This window comes from Gordonia liuliyuniae (assembly GCF_021739025.1).
Lineage (GTDB): Bacteria > Actinomycetota > Actinomycetes > Mycobacteriales > Mycobacteriaceae > Gordonia > Gordonia liuliyuniae.
The window spans coordinates 583,934-597,743 of sequence record NZ_JAKKOT010000002.1 but is presented as its reverse complement, the minus strand read 5'-3'; the positions used below and the strand labels follow the sequence as shown (position 1 = coordinate 597,743).

Genomic DNA, 13,810 nt, shown 5'->3' with positions numbered 1-13,810 from the left:
CATGATCTATCACGATCGGGGCCCTCACGCCCGATCTGCTTCACGACCGGGCTGCACCGTAGGCGGCGAGAAAGACGTCAACACCTGCTCGCACCATCTGCCCGGCGTCCACACCGGCGACGGAGTCGACCGAACCTGCGGTCAGTTGGACGAGTTGGACCGCGGCGATCCGCTCGTCGTCGATGTGAAAGACGCCGTCGTCCGCGTGCCTGCGCAGGTGACCCGCGATCGCGTCGCGCACGCGCCGGGGACCCGCGTCCTGCCAGGCGGCGAGGACGCCCGGATCGATGTGCTCGGCATCCGCGTTGACCTGCCGGACCATCGCGAAATGCAGAGCAGTCTCCGGCTCGGGAGTCGACCACGCCTCCCCGAAGGCGACGAGGTCCGCTCGCGGGTCGACGATTCGGTCGAGAAGCTTTGCCGCACGAACGATTTGACGGTGGTCGGAGCAGTGGGGTCACTGCTCGCCGCTCTCCTGATCGCGTCCGCGACGCGGCCGGGCGCGATTGTCGAGCCGTGAAGTCAGGACAGGCCGCGCACTACGTCGTCGACGCTGCGCAACCGGGTGCCGATCAACTCCAGGTCAGCGAGACGGCCATCGGTGACCTGCGAGGTCGCGTCGGCGACGAGCACCGTCCGGTAGTCGCGCTCGGACGCGTCGAACAAGGTCGCGCGCGGACAGTTCGGCAGGTTGCATCCGGCGACGACCACCGTGTCGACTCCGGCTGTGCGCAGCACGTCATCCAGCACCGTGCGGTGGAAGGCCGACCAACGAGGCTTGTAGAGGACACGTTCGCCGGGGCCGATCTCCTGCGGCCTTCCCGATCGCAGGAGATCCCAGTCGAGGTCGACTGCGCCGGGGAGCAACTCGGCCGGGATCTGGGCACCGACCGTGCCCGGCCGGACGGGTGCATGCCCAGCTTCGATCGAAGCCCGTCGAACAAGGTCGACGTCCGACTCTCCGGCGACGTAGGAGCGGACGACATGCACGATGGGTCGGCCTGCCGCCCGGAACGCCTCGCTCAAGTGCACGAGCGCGGGGAGCACATCTCGCGTCCCCGCCACCGATTCGACGAAGTCCTGCTGGACGTCGACCAGGACGAGCGCGGACCGCGCCCAGTGCGGTACCAGGTAATCGATCACCTGATCATTCTGGCAACGGAACGTTCTGCAGTCTCAACTGCCCGCGCGCGAGAGTCTTCCCGGTCGACTCGTCGGCGACCTCGACGAGCCAGAGTTGCTGGGTCCGCCCCTGTTGAATCGGCTCGGCCACCACCGTCGCCCGACCGCCCTTCGACGGCCGCAGGAAGTCGGTCGCATTGTGCACGCCGACGGCGAACTGACCACTGTCGGCGACCGCGGCACTCGCACCGATACTGCCAGCGCTCTCGACGAATGTCGCGTAGACGCCACCGTGCACCACACCCCACGGCGTGTGATGGCGCTCGTCCAGGTCGACGTGACCTTCCACCCGCGTGCCCGTCGCGAGAGTCACCTCAAGCCCGGAGGCCTTCAAGAACTCGCTCGCAGCGTCGATACCCACATCAGGCATTCCGGAACCGTCTGCCACAACACTCTCCTATCAACGACGCCTTCACCACATCTGACTTCTGTAATCGAAGTTAGATCCAGAGATGCTGACTGTCAATCACGAAGTCAGATAGGATTCACGACGTGAACTGGCTCGACTACGACACCGACAACTGCTCGGTCCAGCGCAGCCTCGACGTGATCGGCGACCGCTGGAGTGTGCTGATCCTGCGCGAAGTGTTCAACGGAATCCGCCGATTCGACCAGATCAAAGAGCATACCGGGGCCTCCGACTCGGTGCTTGCACACCGACTCCACAAGCTCGTCGACGAGGAAGTCCTGTATGCGGCGGACTACACAGAACCCGGCGCCCGGCGCCGCAAGGAGTATCGGCTCACCGATGCCGGACTCGACCTCCAGCCCGTTCTGTTGTCGTTGCGAGCCTGGGGCGACGCCCATCGCGCCGGCCCAGAAGGACCGTCGCTCGAGGTCCGGCACGACGACTGCGGCGCCCGCGTCGACCTCGAACTGCACTGCGAAGCCGGTCATCGGATCGACGACCGCCGGGGTGTCCATACCGCACCGGGCCCGGGGGCGCGTCGAGCGGGCCGTTGATCCGCGCCTCGGCTCTGCCGTTTCTGTGCGCCGTGTCCGTCCCACTGGTTTCCGGCTACACGCGATCGAGGTCCACATCACGCGTCTCCTTCATGACGAGCAGTGCGACCAGGGTCGGGCAACCCGCGATCGCGAGGTAAAACGCCGACCCATCTGACGCCGTAGTCGGCGACGAGCCAGGTAGTGACGCACCTCGCGCGGGAGATCGACGCGTTGCGAGTCGCCCTCGCCCCCGATTCGTTCCATCGGAAGGCCTTCCCGGCAACGCCCAGTCAGCGAATGAGGGTTCCCAGGTCGACGGGAATCTGCGATCCAGTGACATGGCGAGCCTCGTCGGAGGCCAACCACGCCACTGTCGCGGCTATGTCTTCGGCGTCGCTCATGGTGTCCGGCAGCGCATTCATGAAGATGGGACCCAAGGTGTCGGCGTGCTCCGTAATCAACTGCTGCATATCGACGGGTTGCATATCGGTGTTCACCCCGGCGGGGTGAACGGTGTTGACGCGAATCCGGTGCTGCCCGAGTTCGTTCGCGAGTGTCCTACACAGGCCGACGACCCCGTGCTTGCTCGCCGAGTAGGCGGCTGCGAACGGTACCCCGCGCAGCCCCGCAACGGAACTCGTCATCACAATGGCTCCACCTTGTCCCTGCTTGAGCAGGATCGGCACCGCGGCCTTCACCGTGTGGAACACCCCGGTCAGGTTCACGTCGATGGTCTCCTGCCACTGGTCCAGCGCGTGTTCCCACGTTGTGGCCGCGCTGCAGACACCAGCGTTCGCGATGATCACGTCGAGCCGGCCGAGTTCGCCGACCCCGTCTGCCACCGCCTGCTGAAGTGCGTCGTAGTCACGAACGTCTACCTCCGTCGCCACAATGCGTCGTCCGAGCGCTTCGACCTCACCGACGGTCACAGCCAGGTCGTCTGAGGTCGCTCCGGGATAGGCGGGGAAATCAAAGGACTTGCAGATGTCGACGGCGATGATGTCGGCGCCCTCGCTCGCCAACCGGACTGCTTCGGCTCGCCCTTGCCCACGCGCTGCACCGGTGATGAACGCGGTCTTACCTTCGAACCGACGTACTTGGGTCATGATTCTCCTGATTGTTGAGATCTACTGGGGCTCAAGCGAATGAGGCTCGGCCGCGATCAGGGGTCCTTCCTAGGCGTGCCGCAGAACTGTGGAAGCGCAGACTCAGGTGGTCGCCGATCGGTGACCCCAGTCACTGTAGCCATTGGCTTCAGTGACGTCAATGTTCGCGGAGGCCACGCGGGGAACGCTCAACAGTCGTATGCTGACCAAACAAGCGCTTGGTTGGGATTTGAAGGGTGTAGGTATGAAATTCGCGGTGATCGCTCCTCCTGGAGCTGGACAATCGGCCGACCCCGACTGGATGGCGACATTCGCGCAGCACGTGGAGACGTGCGGGTTCGAATCGCTGGTGCTGGTCGAGCACACCGTGATGATGAGCCGGTACTCCAGCGAGTATCCATACGACCCTTCCGGGCGTGTCGATCTGAGCGCAGACTGCGACCTGCCCGACCCACTCGATCTGCTGTCATTCCTCGCAGCCCACACCGATACGCTCGGGCTCGCGACCGGCGTCTTGGTCCTGCCGAACCATCACCCCGTGGTGCTTGCCAAGCGGTTGGCGACACTCGACCGGCTCTCCAAAGGGCGATTGCGCGTGTGCGTCGGAATGGGGTGGATGCAGGAAGAGCTCGAGGCGTGCGATGTCCCGTTCGCTGCGCGCGGCCGCCGCGCTGACGAACAGATCGCGGTCCTTCGCCAGCTGTGGGCGGGCGGAGCCGGGGGCGTCGACCACGCCGGGGAGTTCTTCTCGTACCACGGTGCAGTCAGCTACCCCAAGCCTGCACAGGCTTCCGGTGTACCGATCCACATCGGCGGACACAGCCGAGCCGCCGCACGTCGCGCAGGTCGGTTGGGCGACGGTTTTCAGCCACTCGGCGTGCGTGGTAAGCAGCTGATTGAACTCCTGGATCTGATGCGCACGGCCGCCGACGCTGCTGGCCGGGATGCTGACGCCATCGACCTGTCCCTGGGTCACCTCGCGTCGCGGATCGATTTGGAAGGCGTGGCGTCGTTGGAGGGCATCGGCGCCAACCGACTCGTGCTCGCGACCACCGAGACCGCGGACCTCGACGAGCTCAAGGACGAAGTGTCTGCCTGCGCCGACAGGCTGCAACTGCGATGATGCTGACACTCGATGACCGTCGTCAGATTGACGATCTCGTTGCCGGGTACGCGCACCTCGCCGACGCGAGAGAGTTCGAGCGCATCGGTGACCTGTTCGTCCCCAACGCGGTGCTTACGGCGCCGGACCCGCCCGACGAGATGGGGCCCGTCCGGGCGTGCGGCGGAAGATCGGCAATCGTAGACGAGCTGAGCCGCCTAGGTGCGTTCGCCGTCACCTATCACGCACTCGCCGGAGCGGTGGTCTCCACCGCCGGATCGGGCCGCGCGCGCGGAAGCGTCAAGTGTGTGGCCCACCACGTCACGTCGGCGGGCAAGGGTGCGGACGACTTGACCTGGCACCTTCGCTACACCGACGAGTACGACCACTCAACCGGACGGTGGCTGATCGCTGACCGGACGATCACGATCGATCTAATCGACCTACATCCGGTGAAGCGAGCGCGGCCGCGCCCCTTCGAGGCCTGATCGGATATGAGCGCCTGCTCACCCGCCGTATAGCATCGAATAGATGGCTACCACGAGCAACATCAGCGGAAGTACTCGCGATCGAATCGTCGAAATCGCCACGGAGCTGTTCCTCACGCGTGGCTATGTCGAATCGCCACTGAGCGCGATCGCAGCTGAGGCCGGGATTACCAAGGCGTCGCTCTACTACCATTTTCCGAGCAAAGACAGCCTCCTCATGGCAATCGTGGAGCCATTGCTTCAGCGCATCGACGTCTTTCTCGGCGAGACGCCCGCGCGGTACGACGAGTTCGAGGACCGGTGGCGTTTCGTGATGACATACGGCGCGCTACTGCAGTCGGACCGGCGGGTCATCACCCTGCTGAGCAAGCGGTCATGGGAATTCGACGACAACGGATTGGACGAGCGCTTCCGACAGCACATCGAGCGCGCCATTGAGCTGGCGACGCCGCCGGGCGCCGACGCCGAGACACGCGTGCGCGTGATGCTCGGAATGGACATCTTGCAGCGGGAGTTCACCTACGCTCATGACCGAATCCCGCTTGCCGACGTCGACGACCAGTCTCGTCAGGAAGTCGCAGTGGACGTGATCCGCGGACTGTTGCAGTCCTGACCGGACTAAACGGACCGCTGGAGTGCAGCGGGTCACTCCAGCGCACCCAGGATCAGCCCCCACCAAGGATGAGCGCTGACGTCGGCACTCCGGTGCCCGCGGTGACGAGCACGTTTCGCGCGTTGTCGACCTGGTTCACGGCCGTGCCTCGGATCTGCCGTACCCCCTCGGCAATGCCGTTCATGCCATGGATGTAGGCCTCGCCGAGTTGGCCGCCGTGCGTGTTCACCGGCAGCGAGCCGCCGCGGACTGTGTGCCCGTCGCGAATGAAGTCCTTCGCCTCGCCTGGCTCACAGAAACCGAACTCCTCGAGCTGGGCCAGCACGAACGGGGTGAAATGGTCGTACAGCACCGCCGTGTCGATGTCTGTCGTGGTGAGACCGGTGTCCGCCCACAGACGTCGAGCGATGCCCCCCATCTCGGGCAGCGCTCGATCACCGTCCTTGCGGTAATAGCTCGTCATCGCATGCTGGTCGTAGCCCGAGCCTTGAGCAGCGGACCGGATGGTCACCGCCTCACCTGCGAGGTCTTTGGCACGCTCGGGTGTGGTGACGATGAACGCCTGACCGCCGTCGGACTCCTGGCAGCAGTCCAGCAGGTGCAGCGGTTCGGCGATCCACCGCGACGCCTGATGTTCCTCCAGCGTGATCGGACGCCCGTAGAACCACGCCTTCGGGTTTGTCGCCGCGAAGTCCCGGACTCCGACGGCGACGCGACCGAAGTCCTCGCTCGTCGCGGCGGACAAGTGCAGGTACCGCTGGGCGAACATCGCGACCCACGAGGCGGGCGTCATCAGCCCGGACGGCAGATACCACGAGAAGTGCGTCGCACGCGCGTCCGGCGCGAACCCCTCGGTGCTCATCGCCTGACCGAACCGGGCGCCACTGCGTTCGTTGAACGCGCGATAGCAGAGCACGGTCGTCGCCATACCGGAGGCGACGGCCATCGCCGCGTGCGCGATGGTGCCGGCCGCAGCGCCGCCGCCGTAGTCGACGAGACTGAAGAAGTCGATGTTGTCGCAACCGAGGCCGCGAGCGACGTCGATGGTCGGCGAGGTGTCCATCGAATACGTCACCATCCCATCGATCGTTCGCGGGTCGACACCTGCGTCTGTGCAGGCGGCGAGACTCGCCTCGAGCGCCAGTTGGAGCTCGGAACGACCGGACGCCTTCGAGAATTCGGTGGCGCCGATGCCTGCGATCACTGCTTTGTCGCTGATATTGCTCATTTCTGCCCCTGTGTCTCGTCGGTCCGGAACCCCACCTGCACGGTTCCCGTGACATGCGCGCCCATGCTGTTCGTCCCGACCAACGCGACCGTGAGGTCGTCGCCGTCGCGGGCGGTCACCTCGCCGGTGAACGTCATCGTGTCGCCGGGGAAGTTGGGCGCCCCGAGTCGGATGTTGATGCGGGTGATCCGCGACGTCGGGCCCGCCCATTCCGTCACGTATCGGTTCACTAGTCCGTTAGTGCTGAGAATGTTCATGAATATGTCTTTGGTGCCCGCGGCTACAGCGACGTCACGATCGTGATGCACCTTCTGGAAGTCGCGGGTCGCGATCGCGCCCGAGACGATCAGTGTCGCCGTGATCGGCACCGTCGACTCGGGAAGCGTCGTTCCGACGTCGGTGATGGGCGGACGGTTCAGCGTGCGCGTCATGCGGGCACCTCCGCACGCACCCGCGCCACGGGAAGGGTCAGTTCGTCGTCCATCCGTTCGGGGGCGACGCTCAGCGCCATTCCGATCTCGATGTCATCGCGTGCGACGTCCTCCAGTGGCATCACGACACGGGCGCCTTCCTCGAGTTCGACCAGCGCCACGACGTATCCGGGTCGGAACGGCGGCACCACCGGGTGATGCAGCACGACGTAACTGAACAGCGTTCCGCGGCCCGACATCTCTTCGCCGTGCCAGTCGAGACTGTGGCATGACGGGCACATCGGCACCGGCGGATGACGGAGTTCCGCGCATCCATCGCACTTCTGGATGACGAGTCGGCCGTCGTTCAGTGCCTCGAAGACGAAGCCGTTGTCGAGGTTGACGGACGGGCGGGGTCGAAGCGCATCGGTCATCGCTCTTCCTTTCGATCTGCTGTGTCGCGTTTGCTGGGGTCATACCAGAGCGTGCGGAAACGCATGGTTCCCACGCGTACGTCGTTCTGGTCGGTATAGGTGACGAGTGTCGTGATGAAGTACCCCTCACCGAGCCCGGTCGTCTTCGGACCGACTATCGACTCGACGCGCTCGTGTGCGGTGAGCAGGTCGCCCGGCACGAGCGCCCGGTCGTACTCCTGGTCGCTGTTGACGGCGACCACGGCCGAGTATCCGGCGTCGCTGACCGCGCTGTACGCGTCTTCGACGTCCGTGCGAATCTCCGGCTCGGACGGATTTGTCATGTTCCAGACCTGCAGCGCCGATACCGGTGCGATCACGTCGGAGTATCCGGCGGCCCGCGCCACGTCGGGGTCGAAGCAGCGGGCATCGGTGTCCCCGAGCGCCTCACACAGATGATGAATCATCGGTCGATTCACGGTGTCACGGGCGACGCTCACCCGTTCGTGGCCTCGCTCGATGATCGCCGTGACGCTCGTCAACGGGTCGCTGATCATGGCATCTCCTTCGTTTGACCTTCGGGAACGAGGTTGGCGCGACCACACTCGGCGAACCGCTGTGCGATGTCGTCGCGGATCCCCGCGTCGATCGGGGTGTATGCGAGTGCCGCAGTCGGGCGGTAGTACACCGGTTCGGCAACGTCCCACCCGTGCCGGCGCAGGCGAGGCTTGTCGACCTTGCGCGTCGCGGTTACCGGTACGTCCTCGACCACACGGACGTATCTCGGAGCCCACTTGGCTCCGAGATCCGACTGGGCGGCGAGGAACTCTGCGAACGCGGCCGGATCGAACGACGTCGGATCCGCGACCTGCAGCGTCGCCATCACCTGGTCACCGGTGCGCGCATCGGGCACCGGGTAGACGAGCGCGACCTGGACGTGGTCGAAGCGGGCCAGAATCCTCTCGATCGGGGCCGCCGAGAAGTTCTCGCTGTCGACCCGGAGCCGATCACTTCCGCGGCCCGCGTAGTAGAAGTAGCCCTGCTCGTCCCGGTACCCGAGATCTCCGGTGAGGAAGATCTCGCCGCGGATGCGTTCGTCCATCGCGGCCTGATCTCGGTAATACCCTTCGAAGCCAGCGGCGCCACGCATATTCACCAGCTCGCCTGTCGCCTCGTCCGCATTCCGAATGCGTCCCTTCTCGTCGAAGAGCGCGCGCGGGCACTCGGTCATCGTCTCGCGGTTCATCACCGCGGCGTCGGTGCCCGCATGCGGCAGGCCGAGAGATCCGGGAGGTGAGTCCTCGGTTCGGCTGATGCTCAAGCCACCCTCGCTGGATCCGTACGACTCCGTCGGCCAGACTCCGAAACGTCGATGGAATTCGCGACGGTCCAGATCCGATGCCTCAGTGCCGAAGCAGGCTCGCAGCCTGGTGTGCGCTTCCTCCTCCCGTTCGGGCTGTGCCAGCAGGTAGGCGAGGGCGCGACCGACATAGTTGAAGTAGGTGACGTTGTATTTGATCAGATCGGGGACGAATCTCGACGCCGAGAACCTCCGGGCCATCGCGAACGCCGCGCCGACGTTGACGGCGGGAGCCCAGCACGCGAACAACGCGTTGCCGTGAAAGAGCGGCATGCAGTTATAGGGAATGTCATCGCGGGTCACACCCATGTGTGCGTAGTCGATGGTGCGCGCCATGCGTCCGGTCGAGCAGATCACCGCCTTCGGCGACCCGGTCGAACCCGAGGTGAACATCAGCAGCAGTTGGGTCTGCGGATCCCCTGGCGACTCCACGTCCGGCCGGTCATCGGAGTGGCGACCGAGCAGGTCGGCGTAGGCGGGGTCGTCGAGCAACAGTACGCGGTCCGACGAGATGCCGGTGTCGGCGCCGTCGAGATGCGCCATCAATTCTGATGTCGTGACGAGGATTTCGACATCGGTGAAGCGAATGTCTCTGGCCAGCTCTTCGCCCCGACGGGTGAAGTTGACGCCGACAGCTGTCGCGCCCGAATATGCGGCCGCACCGACCAGGAACAGGAACTCCGGTTCGTTTTCGAGCATCACACCGATGTGGAATGGGCGTGCGTCGTCGTGCAGGGCGAGCATCATGTTCGCGCGCCGACGACTCTCGGAGACGAACTGGCGCCAGGTCCAGGACTCGTCTTCGAACAGCAACCCGACGTGGTCGTCGTCGGCGCGACGGTCCAACGCATCGCGAGTGGTCAGGACGGTGTTCATCGGATCTCCTCATCGAGAGCAGGGGAAGGGGCAGCGGACGGTTCGCCCTGCGCGTGCGGTGGCTGCTGCGCGGGGATCCGCGAGACGACCACCATGGTGAGCAGACAGGCGGCAATGCAGACGCCGACCACCAGGTTCAGACCGGTTCGGGATGTGAAACTGTTGTCGCCGAGGATGATCGGTGACACGGTGAGCAGAATGGCCACCAGCGACGCGGCGACCGCTTGGAAGGTAGTGCGCACCACCGCATTGATCCCGGTGGCGGTCGACGTGTGCTCGGGAGTGACGCATTCGACGATCACCGTCGGCATTCCCGCATACAGGAATCCGTTTCCGAAGACGCTCAGCAGCAGCCCGGCGATGACGACGACCGGATCCGTCGGGGCAAAGGAGACGATCCCGAAGCCGACGATGACCAGACCCGAGCCGGCCATGAGGCCGGTCCGAGCACCATAGTTCTGACTGATTCTTCCGATCAACGGAGCGATCGCGAATGACGCTGCGGCGGTGAGGAATCCGAGGACGCCGGCCATCGTCGCGCTGTATCCCAGGCCGACCGGCAGGGAAATGTCGCCGCTCGGGGAGTTGATGACGTTGGGCGTGCGATACAGGGTGATCGAGAGGACCGTCCCCATGCCGATCGGGCCGAGTGCGATCAACGCGGTCGCGACCATACCGAGTGAGAATTTTCGGTCGGCGAACATGGCTAGATCGATCATCGGGTCGGCGATGCGGCGCTCCCACTGATACCAGAGCACCAGGGCTGCCACACCGATGACGATGAACACCAGGACCTGCGTGCTGTTCCAGCCGAGATCTTTGCTCGTGGTTGCGCCATAGAGTGTCGCAGCTATGCCACCGCCGAACAGGATGCCGCCGAACCAGTCGATACCCTTCGCCGACGCCAAGGTCTCGGGCGGGTCGCGCCGAATCATGGTGCAGGCCAGGAAGGCTGACACTCCTGCGAGAATGGCGGCAGACCAGAAGATCCAGTGCCAGGTTGCGTGATCGAGCAGCACGCCGCCGACTAGGGAACCCGAGGCGCCCGCGACCAGTGCTGACGTGCTCACTACGGCCACTCCGAGCGCGACCCGGCCCGCCGGGAACGACGCGCGGACGATTCCGATCGTCAGCGGAAGGATCGCCCCGCTGACGCCTTGCAGAGCGCGGCCGGCGATGAGGACGGTCAAAGACGGGGCGCACGCACTGATCACCGAGCCGACCAGAGAGACGATCAGCACGGCGATCAGTACGTTCCGCCGACCGAATTGGTCACCAAGACGTCCGACGAAGCAGGTCGCGAGCGCCGCGGCCAACGCGTAGACGGTGACGATCCAGATCAGCGCCGACAGGTCTTTGGTGAAGAACTCTCCGGGGGTGTACAGCAATTGGGTCGCCATCGTGGTCTCAAATGCTGCGACGACTTCGGCGAAGACAAGCACGACAAGGGTGCCGACGACCCCGCCCTTCAGCGTCGATACCGGTGGGGTACTCACTGTTCGTCCTTGGTCGTCACGAGCGCGCCGAGTTCGTCCCGGATCGAATCGGCTGCACCCCAGAGGATGTCGATCTCACGCGCCCATACGAAGAATCGATGGATGTGGTTGTCCAGGTCGGCGCCTGCGCCCCCGTGCAAGTGTTGGGTGGCGTGGACGACCCGGATCCCAGCCTGCTTCGCCCACCACGCTGCGACCAGAGCGCTCTCGTGGACGTCGACACTCTCGCCGGGCTCGGTACGCGCCGCGTCCAGTCCGAAGGCGGCGTCGAGAACGGTAAGCTCGATCACCTCGGAATCGATCGACGCGTCGGCGGCGCGCATGGCGACGCCCTGGTTGGTCGAGAGGGGACGGCCGAACTGCTCGCGTTCGGAGACGTACGACGCTGTGCGGCGGACGGCTTCGTGGCACACCCCGCCCTGCAATGCCGCCACGGCAACCAGCAAGTGCCTCCGGACCCACCCAGCGGCATCCGACCCGACGCCGACGAGTTCCTCGGCGGCGATCTGCACGTCGATGAAGGTTACGGCGGCATGGAGTTGGCCGCTGATGCCGCGCCAATGATCGAGCGAGACTCCGATTCGGTCGACGGGAACGACGGCGACCCGTTCGCCGTCGAGGGTGTGGAACGTGACCATCACATGGGTGGCGGCCGGAGCCAGATAACCGAAGTCGACTGCCCCGGTGAGAGTGAAGCCAGCGGACGCTGCGGCTCCGTCGACGCGGGTGAGCGCCTCAGGGAGCAGCGCCGCGACCCGTGCCGAGCCCGCGACGATCTGTGCGAGGGTTGCCGACGGCCCGCCCAGCGAAGCGATCGCGAGGGCGGCCACCGCGGTAGATGCGAGCGGAACCCGAGCGAGGTGCATGCCCTGTACGCGCAAGACTTGGACCAATCCCGACATGCCGAGGCCGGTGCCGCCTGCTGAGGATGGGAGGATCGCTTCGAGTAGACCGCCGTCCACGAGGTGCGACCAGATGCGCTCGTCGTACGCAGTCTCGTCCTCCTCCCCTGCCACAACGGCGGCGTCAGTGCTGAGCTCGGAGAACATCGCGACTGCCGCCTCGACGAGGCCGTTCTCTTCCTCCGATAGGTGAAAGTCCATGCACGGCGCGGGGTCAGTTGTCACCGTCTCGGTCATCGTGCGCTCCTCGTCATGCCAAGTCGCGTCCACGCGACAATCTCTCGTTGGACTTCGGCGACACCGCCGCCGAAGGTGTTGATCTGCGCCGACAAGTTCAGGTGCGCCAGTCGACCGCCGTCGAACCGCCACGGCTCGTCGGTCACGCGCAGGCCTCGCGGGCCGGTGATCTCGAGCAGCTTGCGATACACGTCGACCACCGATTCGGTCGCGAAGACCTTGGCCGCCGAGGCGTTGCCGGGATGGACGTCGCCATCGGCGGCGGCAGAGACGAGCCGCCAGTTCATCAGGCGCATCGCACGCAACTGCGCAGTCGCCTCAGCGAGAAGCGAACGGACCCAGCCCTGGTCACTGAGCCGCCCGCCGTCGGCAGTGCGCTGCTCGTTGGCCCACGCGCGGACGTCGTCGAGGAATCCCTCGCACATCCCCGAGTACGCGGCGAGGCCGACTCGCTCGTGGTTGAGCTGTGTCGTGATCATCCGCCAGCCGCCGTTCACCTCACCCACGACGTTGGATGCCGGTACTCGCACGTCGCTGTAATACGTGGCAGTAGTGCTTGCATCGCCGAGACAGCGAACGGGCGTGACCGAGAATCCGGGATCAGTGGTCGGCACGAGAATCAGCGAGATGCCCTTGTGCTTGGGAGCATCAGGATCGGTGCGAGCCGCTAGCCAAATCCAGTCGGCGCCGTCGGCGCTCGAGGTGAATACCTTGCCGCCGTTGATCACGTAAACGTCGCCGTCACGGACCGCCCGTGTGCTCAGCGAGGCGAGGTCGGTCCCGGCTGAGGGTTCGGTGTAGCCAATCGCGAAGACCAGTTCTCCCGCAAGGATCCGCGGGAGGAAGTATGCCTTCTGCTCCTGCGTTCCGTATTTCATCAGCGTGGGCCCGACAGTGGTGAGCGTGATCATCGGGATGGGCGCCATTGCTCGGTACGCCTCGTCGAAGAACACGTACTGGGCGGCTTCGCCGCGACCCTGGCCGCCGTATTCGACCGGCCAGCCGAGGCCGAGCCATCCGTCGCTGCCGATCTGGCGGAGGACTCGGTCACGTGTGGGGCCGCCTGCCTCGCCCTCGCTGAGCAAGGCGCTGCGGATCTCGGGAGTGAGGAGTCGTGTGAAGTAGCCGCGAAGCGCCTGGCGCAACTCGCGAATCTCATCAGATAGGTGGAGGTACATCGAGGTTCGGTCTCCCTCGGAGTCGGTGGGTATCTCCCTGGGATTGTGGGGGTGGTCACACGCTATCTACCTGCCGCACGGTAGGCAACCCCGGTCTGAATCGCCCCGGCTGGACTGCGCGCACATGAGCGCCGACTCGTCGGCGTCCTTTTTCAAAGAGCCTCCCTGGTGCACCAGAACGAGATATCGTCCCGCGCGCGACCGGCAGATCCATCCGGACTGCGACACTTCCCATCGCGGAAATTCGGACACTATCGCCTGTTTGACCTGCGGA

General features: G+C 65.2%; 17 protein-coding genes. 5 read left to right on the top strand and 12 right to left on the bottom strand.

Annotated features, from left to right (window positions below; genetic code table 11):
* Nucleotides 1-40: 40 nt before the first annotated feature.
* On the bottom strand, nt 41-322 hold the full coding sequence (locus L5G28_RS03790) for a TetR/AcrR family transcriptional regulator C-terminal domain-containing protein (RefSeq protein WP_237000354.1): 282 nt from the start codon (nt 320-322) through the stop codon (nt 41-43).
* A gap of 6 nt (nt 323-328) precedes the next feature.
* On the opposite strand from L5G28_RS03790, the gene L5G28_RS03785 reads away from it, so the two are divergent.
* Nucleotides 329-520 carry a hypothetical protein gene (locus tag L5G28_RS03785; RefSeq protein ID WP_237000353.1) on the top strand — a complete coding sequence of 64 codons (192 nt, stop codon included), beginning with the start codon at nt 329-331 and terminating at the stop codon, nt 518-520.
* A gap of 2 nt (nt 521-522) precedes the next feature.
* Here L5G28_RS03785 and L5G28_RS03780 read toward each other — a convergent pair whose 3' ends face one another.
* Together L5G28_RS03780 and L5G28_RS03775 are read right to left on the bottom strand one after the other, a co-directional pair.
* Entirely contained in the window at nt 523-1,143 is a 621-nt protein-coding gene (locus L5G28_RS03780) for a cysteine hydrolase family protein (protein ID WP_237000352.1), read from the bottom strand.
* Nucleotides 1,144-1,147: 4 nt separating this feature from the next.
* Nucleotides 1,148-1,552 (bottom strand): PaaI family thioesterase, encoded by a 405-nt coding sequence (locus tag L5G28_RS03775; protein WP_237000351.1) that lies wholly within the window; start codon nt 1,550-1,552, stop codon nt 1,148-1,150.
* A gap of 122 nt (nt 1,553-1,674) precedes the next feature.
* Between L5G28_RS03775 and L5G28_RS03770 the strand changes: the two genes are divergently transcribed.
* A complete protein-coding gene (locus tag L5G28_RS03770) occupies nt 1,675-2,145 on the top strand; it encodes a winged helix-turn-helix transcriptional regulator (RefSeq protein WP_237000350.1) in 471 nt (156 codons plus the stop codon).
* A 272-nt stretch (nt 2,146-2,417) separates the two neighbouring features.
* On the opposite strand, the gene L5G28_RS03765 is transcribed toward L5G28_RS03770, so the two are convergent.
* Nucleotides 2,418-3,233: a mycofactocin-coupled SDR family oxidoreductase gene (locus L5G28_RS03765; protein ID WP_237000349.1), complete on the bottom strand. Its 816-nt coding sequence runs from the start codon at nt 3,231-3,233 to the stop codon at nt 2,418-2,420.
* A gap of 244 nt (nt 3,234-3,477) precedes the next feature.
* On the opposite strand from L5G28_RS03765, the gene L5G28_RS03760 reads away from it, so the two are divergent.
* The 3 genes from L5G28_RS03760 to L5G28_RS03750 are packed head-to-tail and all read left to right on the top strand — an operon-like array spanning nt 3,478 to nt 5,436.
* A complete protein-coding gene (locus tag L5G28_RS03760; RefSeq protein ID WP_237000348.1) occupies nt 3,478-4,356 on the top strand; it encodes an LLM class F420-dependent oxidoreductase in 879 nt (292 codons plus the stop codon).
* The gene (locus L5G28_RS03755; protein WP_237000347.1) at nt 4,353-4,823 is read left to right on the top strand and encodes a nuclear transport factor 2 family protein; all 471 of its coding nucleotides are present in this window, start codon (nt 4,353-4,355) and stop codon (nt 4,821-4,823) included. Before L5G28_RS03760 ends, L5G28_RS03755 begins: the two co-directional genes overlap by 4 nt.
* Before the next feature lie 43 nt (nt 4,824-4,866).
* On the top strand, nt 4,867-5,436 hold the full coding sequence (locus tag L5G28_RS03750; protein WP_237000346.1) for a TetR/AcrR family transcriptional regulator: 570 nt from the start codon (nt 4,867-4,869) through the stop codon (nt 5,434-5,436).
* A gap of 52 nt (nt 5,437-5,488) precedes the next feature.
* Here the strand turns inward: L5G28_RS03750 and L5G28_RS03745 are convergent, their stop codons facing one another.
* From L5G28_RS03745 to L5G28_RS03710, 8 genes are read right to left on the bottom strand one after another with little or no spacing between them, the layout of a single operon-like run.
* Nucleotides 5,489-6,664 (bottom strand): lipid-transfer protein, encoded by a 1,176-nt coding sequence (locus tag L5G28_RS03745; protein WP_237000345.1) that lies wholly within the window; start codon nt 6,662-6,664, stop codon nt 5,489-5,491.
* Complete coding sequence (locus tag L5G28_RS03740) at nt 6,661-7,095, bottom strand: MaoC family dehydratase (protein ID WP_237000344.1); 435 nt, start codon at nt 7,093-7,095, stop codon at nt 6,661-6,663. The genes L5G28_RS03745 and L5G28_RS03740 overlap by 4 nt, the downstream gene beginning before the upstream one ends.
* Nucleotides 7,092-7,508, bottom strand: coding sequence for a Zn-ribbon domain-containing OB-fold protein (locus L5G28_RS03735; RefSeq protein ID WP_237000343.1), 417 nt, complete (start codon nt 7,506-7,508; stop codon nt 7,092-7,094). Before L5G28_RS03735 ends, L5G28_RS03740 begins: the two co-directional genes overlap by 4 nt.
* Nucleotides 7,505-8,044 (bottom strand): FAS1-like dehydratase domain-containing protein, encoded by a 540-nt coding sequence (locus L5G28_RS03730; protein ID WP_236998079.1) that lies wholly within the window; start codon nt 8,042-8,044, stop codon nt 7,505-7,507. Before L5G28_RS03730 ends, L5G28_RS03735 begins: the two co-directional genes overlap by 4 nt.
* Nucleotides 8,041-9,723, bottom strand: coding sequence for an AMP-binding protein (locus L5G28_RS03725; protein WP_237000342.1), 1,683 nt, complete (start codon nt 9,721-9,723; stop codon nt 8,041-8,043). Before L5G28_RS03725 ends, L5G28_RS03730 begins: the two co-directional genes overlap by 4 nt.
* Complete coding sequence (locus L5G28_RS03720; protein ID WP_237000341.1) at nt 9,720-11,219, bottom strand: MFS transporter; 1,500 nt, start codon at nt 11,217-11,219, stop codon at nt 9,720-9,722. The genes L5G28_RS03725 and L5G28_RS03720 overlap by 4 nt, the downstream gene beginning before the upstream one ends.
* The gene (locus L5G28_RS03715) at nt 11,216-12,358 is read right to left on the bottom strand and encodes an acyl-CoA dehydrogenase family protein (protein WP_237000340.1); all 1,143 of its coding nucleotides are present in this window, start codon (nt 12,356-12,358) and stop codon (nt 11,216-11,218) included. The genes L5G28_RS03720 and L5G28_RS03715 overlap by 4 nt, the downstream gene beginning before the upstream one ends.
* A complete protein-coding gene (locus tag L5G28_RS03710) occupies nt 12,355-13,536 on the bottom strand; it encodes an acyl-CoA dehydrogenase family protein (protein WP_237000339.1) in 1,182 nt (393 codons plus the stop codon). The genes L5G28_RS03715 and L5G28_RS03710 overlap by 4 nt, the downstream gene beginning before the upstream one ends.
* Between the last annotated feature and the right edge of the window lie 274 nt (nt 13,537-13,810).

Coding starts and splice junctions, on each gene's coding strand:
- L5G28_RS03790 (WP_237000354.1), bottom strand. CDS start 322: ATGGTCCGGCAGGTCAACGCGGATGCCGAGCACATCGATCCGGGCGTC.
- L5G28_RS03785 (WP_237000353.1), top strand. CDS start 329: ATGCAGAGCAGTCTCCGGCTCGGGAGTCGACCACGCCTCCCCGAAGGC.
- L5G28_RS03775 (WP_237000351.1), bottom strand. CDS start 1,552: ATGCCTGATGTGGGTATCGACGCTGCGAGCGAGTTCTTGAAGGCCTCC.
- L5G28_RS03765 (WP_237000349.1), bottom strand. CDS start 3,233: ATGACCCAAGTACGTCGGTTCGAAGGTAAGACCGCGTTCATCACCGGT.
- L5G28_RS03760 (WP_237000348.1), top strand. CDS start 3,478: ATGAAATTCGCGGTGATCGCTCCTCCTGGAGCTGGACAATCGGCCGAC.
- L5G28_RS03755 (WP_237000347.1), top strand. CDS start 4,353: ATGATGCTGACACTCGATGACCGTCGTCAGATTGACGATCTCGTTGCC.
- L5G28_RS03750 (WP_237000346.1), top strand. CDS start 4,867: ATGGCTACCACGAGCAACATCAGCGGAAGTACTCGCGATCGAATCGTC.
- L5G28_RS03745 (WP_237000345.1), bottom strand. CDS start 6,664: ATGAGCAATATCAGCGACAAAGCAGTGATCGCAGGCATCGGCGCCACC.
- L5G28_RS03740 (WP_237000344.1), bottom strand. CDS start 7,095: ATGACGCGCACGCTGAACCGTCCGCCCATCACCGACGTCGGAACGACG.
- L5G28_RS03735 (WP_237000343.1), bottom strand. CDS start 7,508: ATGACCGATGCGCTTCGACCCCGCCCGTCCGTCAACCTCGACAACGGC.
- L5G28_RS03730 (WP_236998079.1), bottom strand. CDS start 8,044: ATGATCAGCGACCCGTTGACGAGCGTCACGGCGATCATCGAGCGAGGC.
- L5G28_RS03725 (WP_237000342.1), bottom strand. CDS start 9,723: ATGAACACCGTCCTGACCACTCGCGATGCGTTGGACCGTCGCGCCGAC.
- L5G28_RS03715 (WP_237000340.1), bottom strand. CDS start 12,358: ATGACCGAGACGGTGACAACTGACCCCGCGCCGTGCATGGACTTTCAC.
- L5G28_RS03710 (WP_237000339.1), bottom strand. CDS start 13,536: ATGTACCTCCACCTATCTGATGAGATTCGCGAGTTGCGCCAGGCGCTT.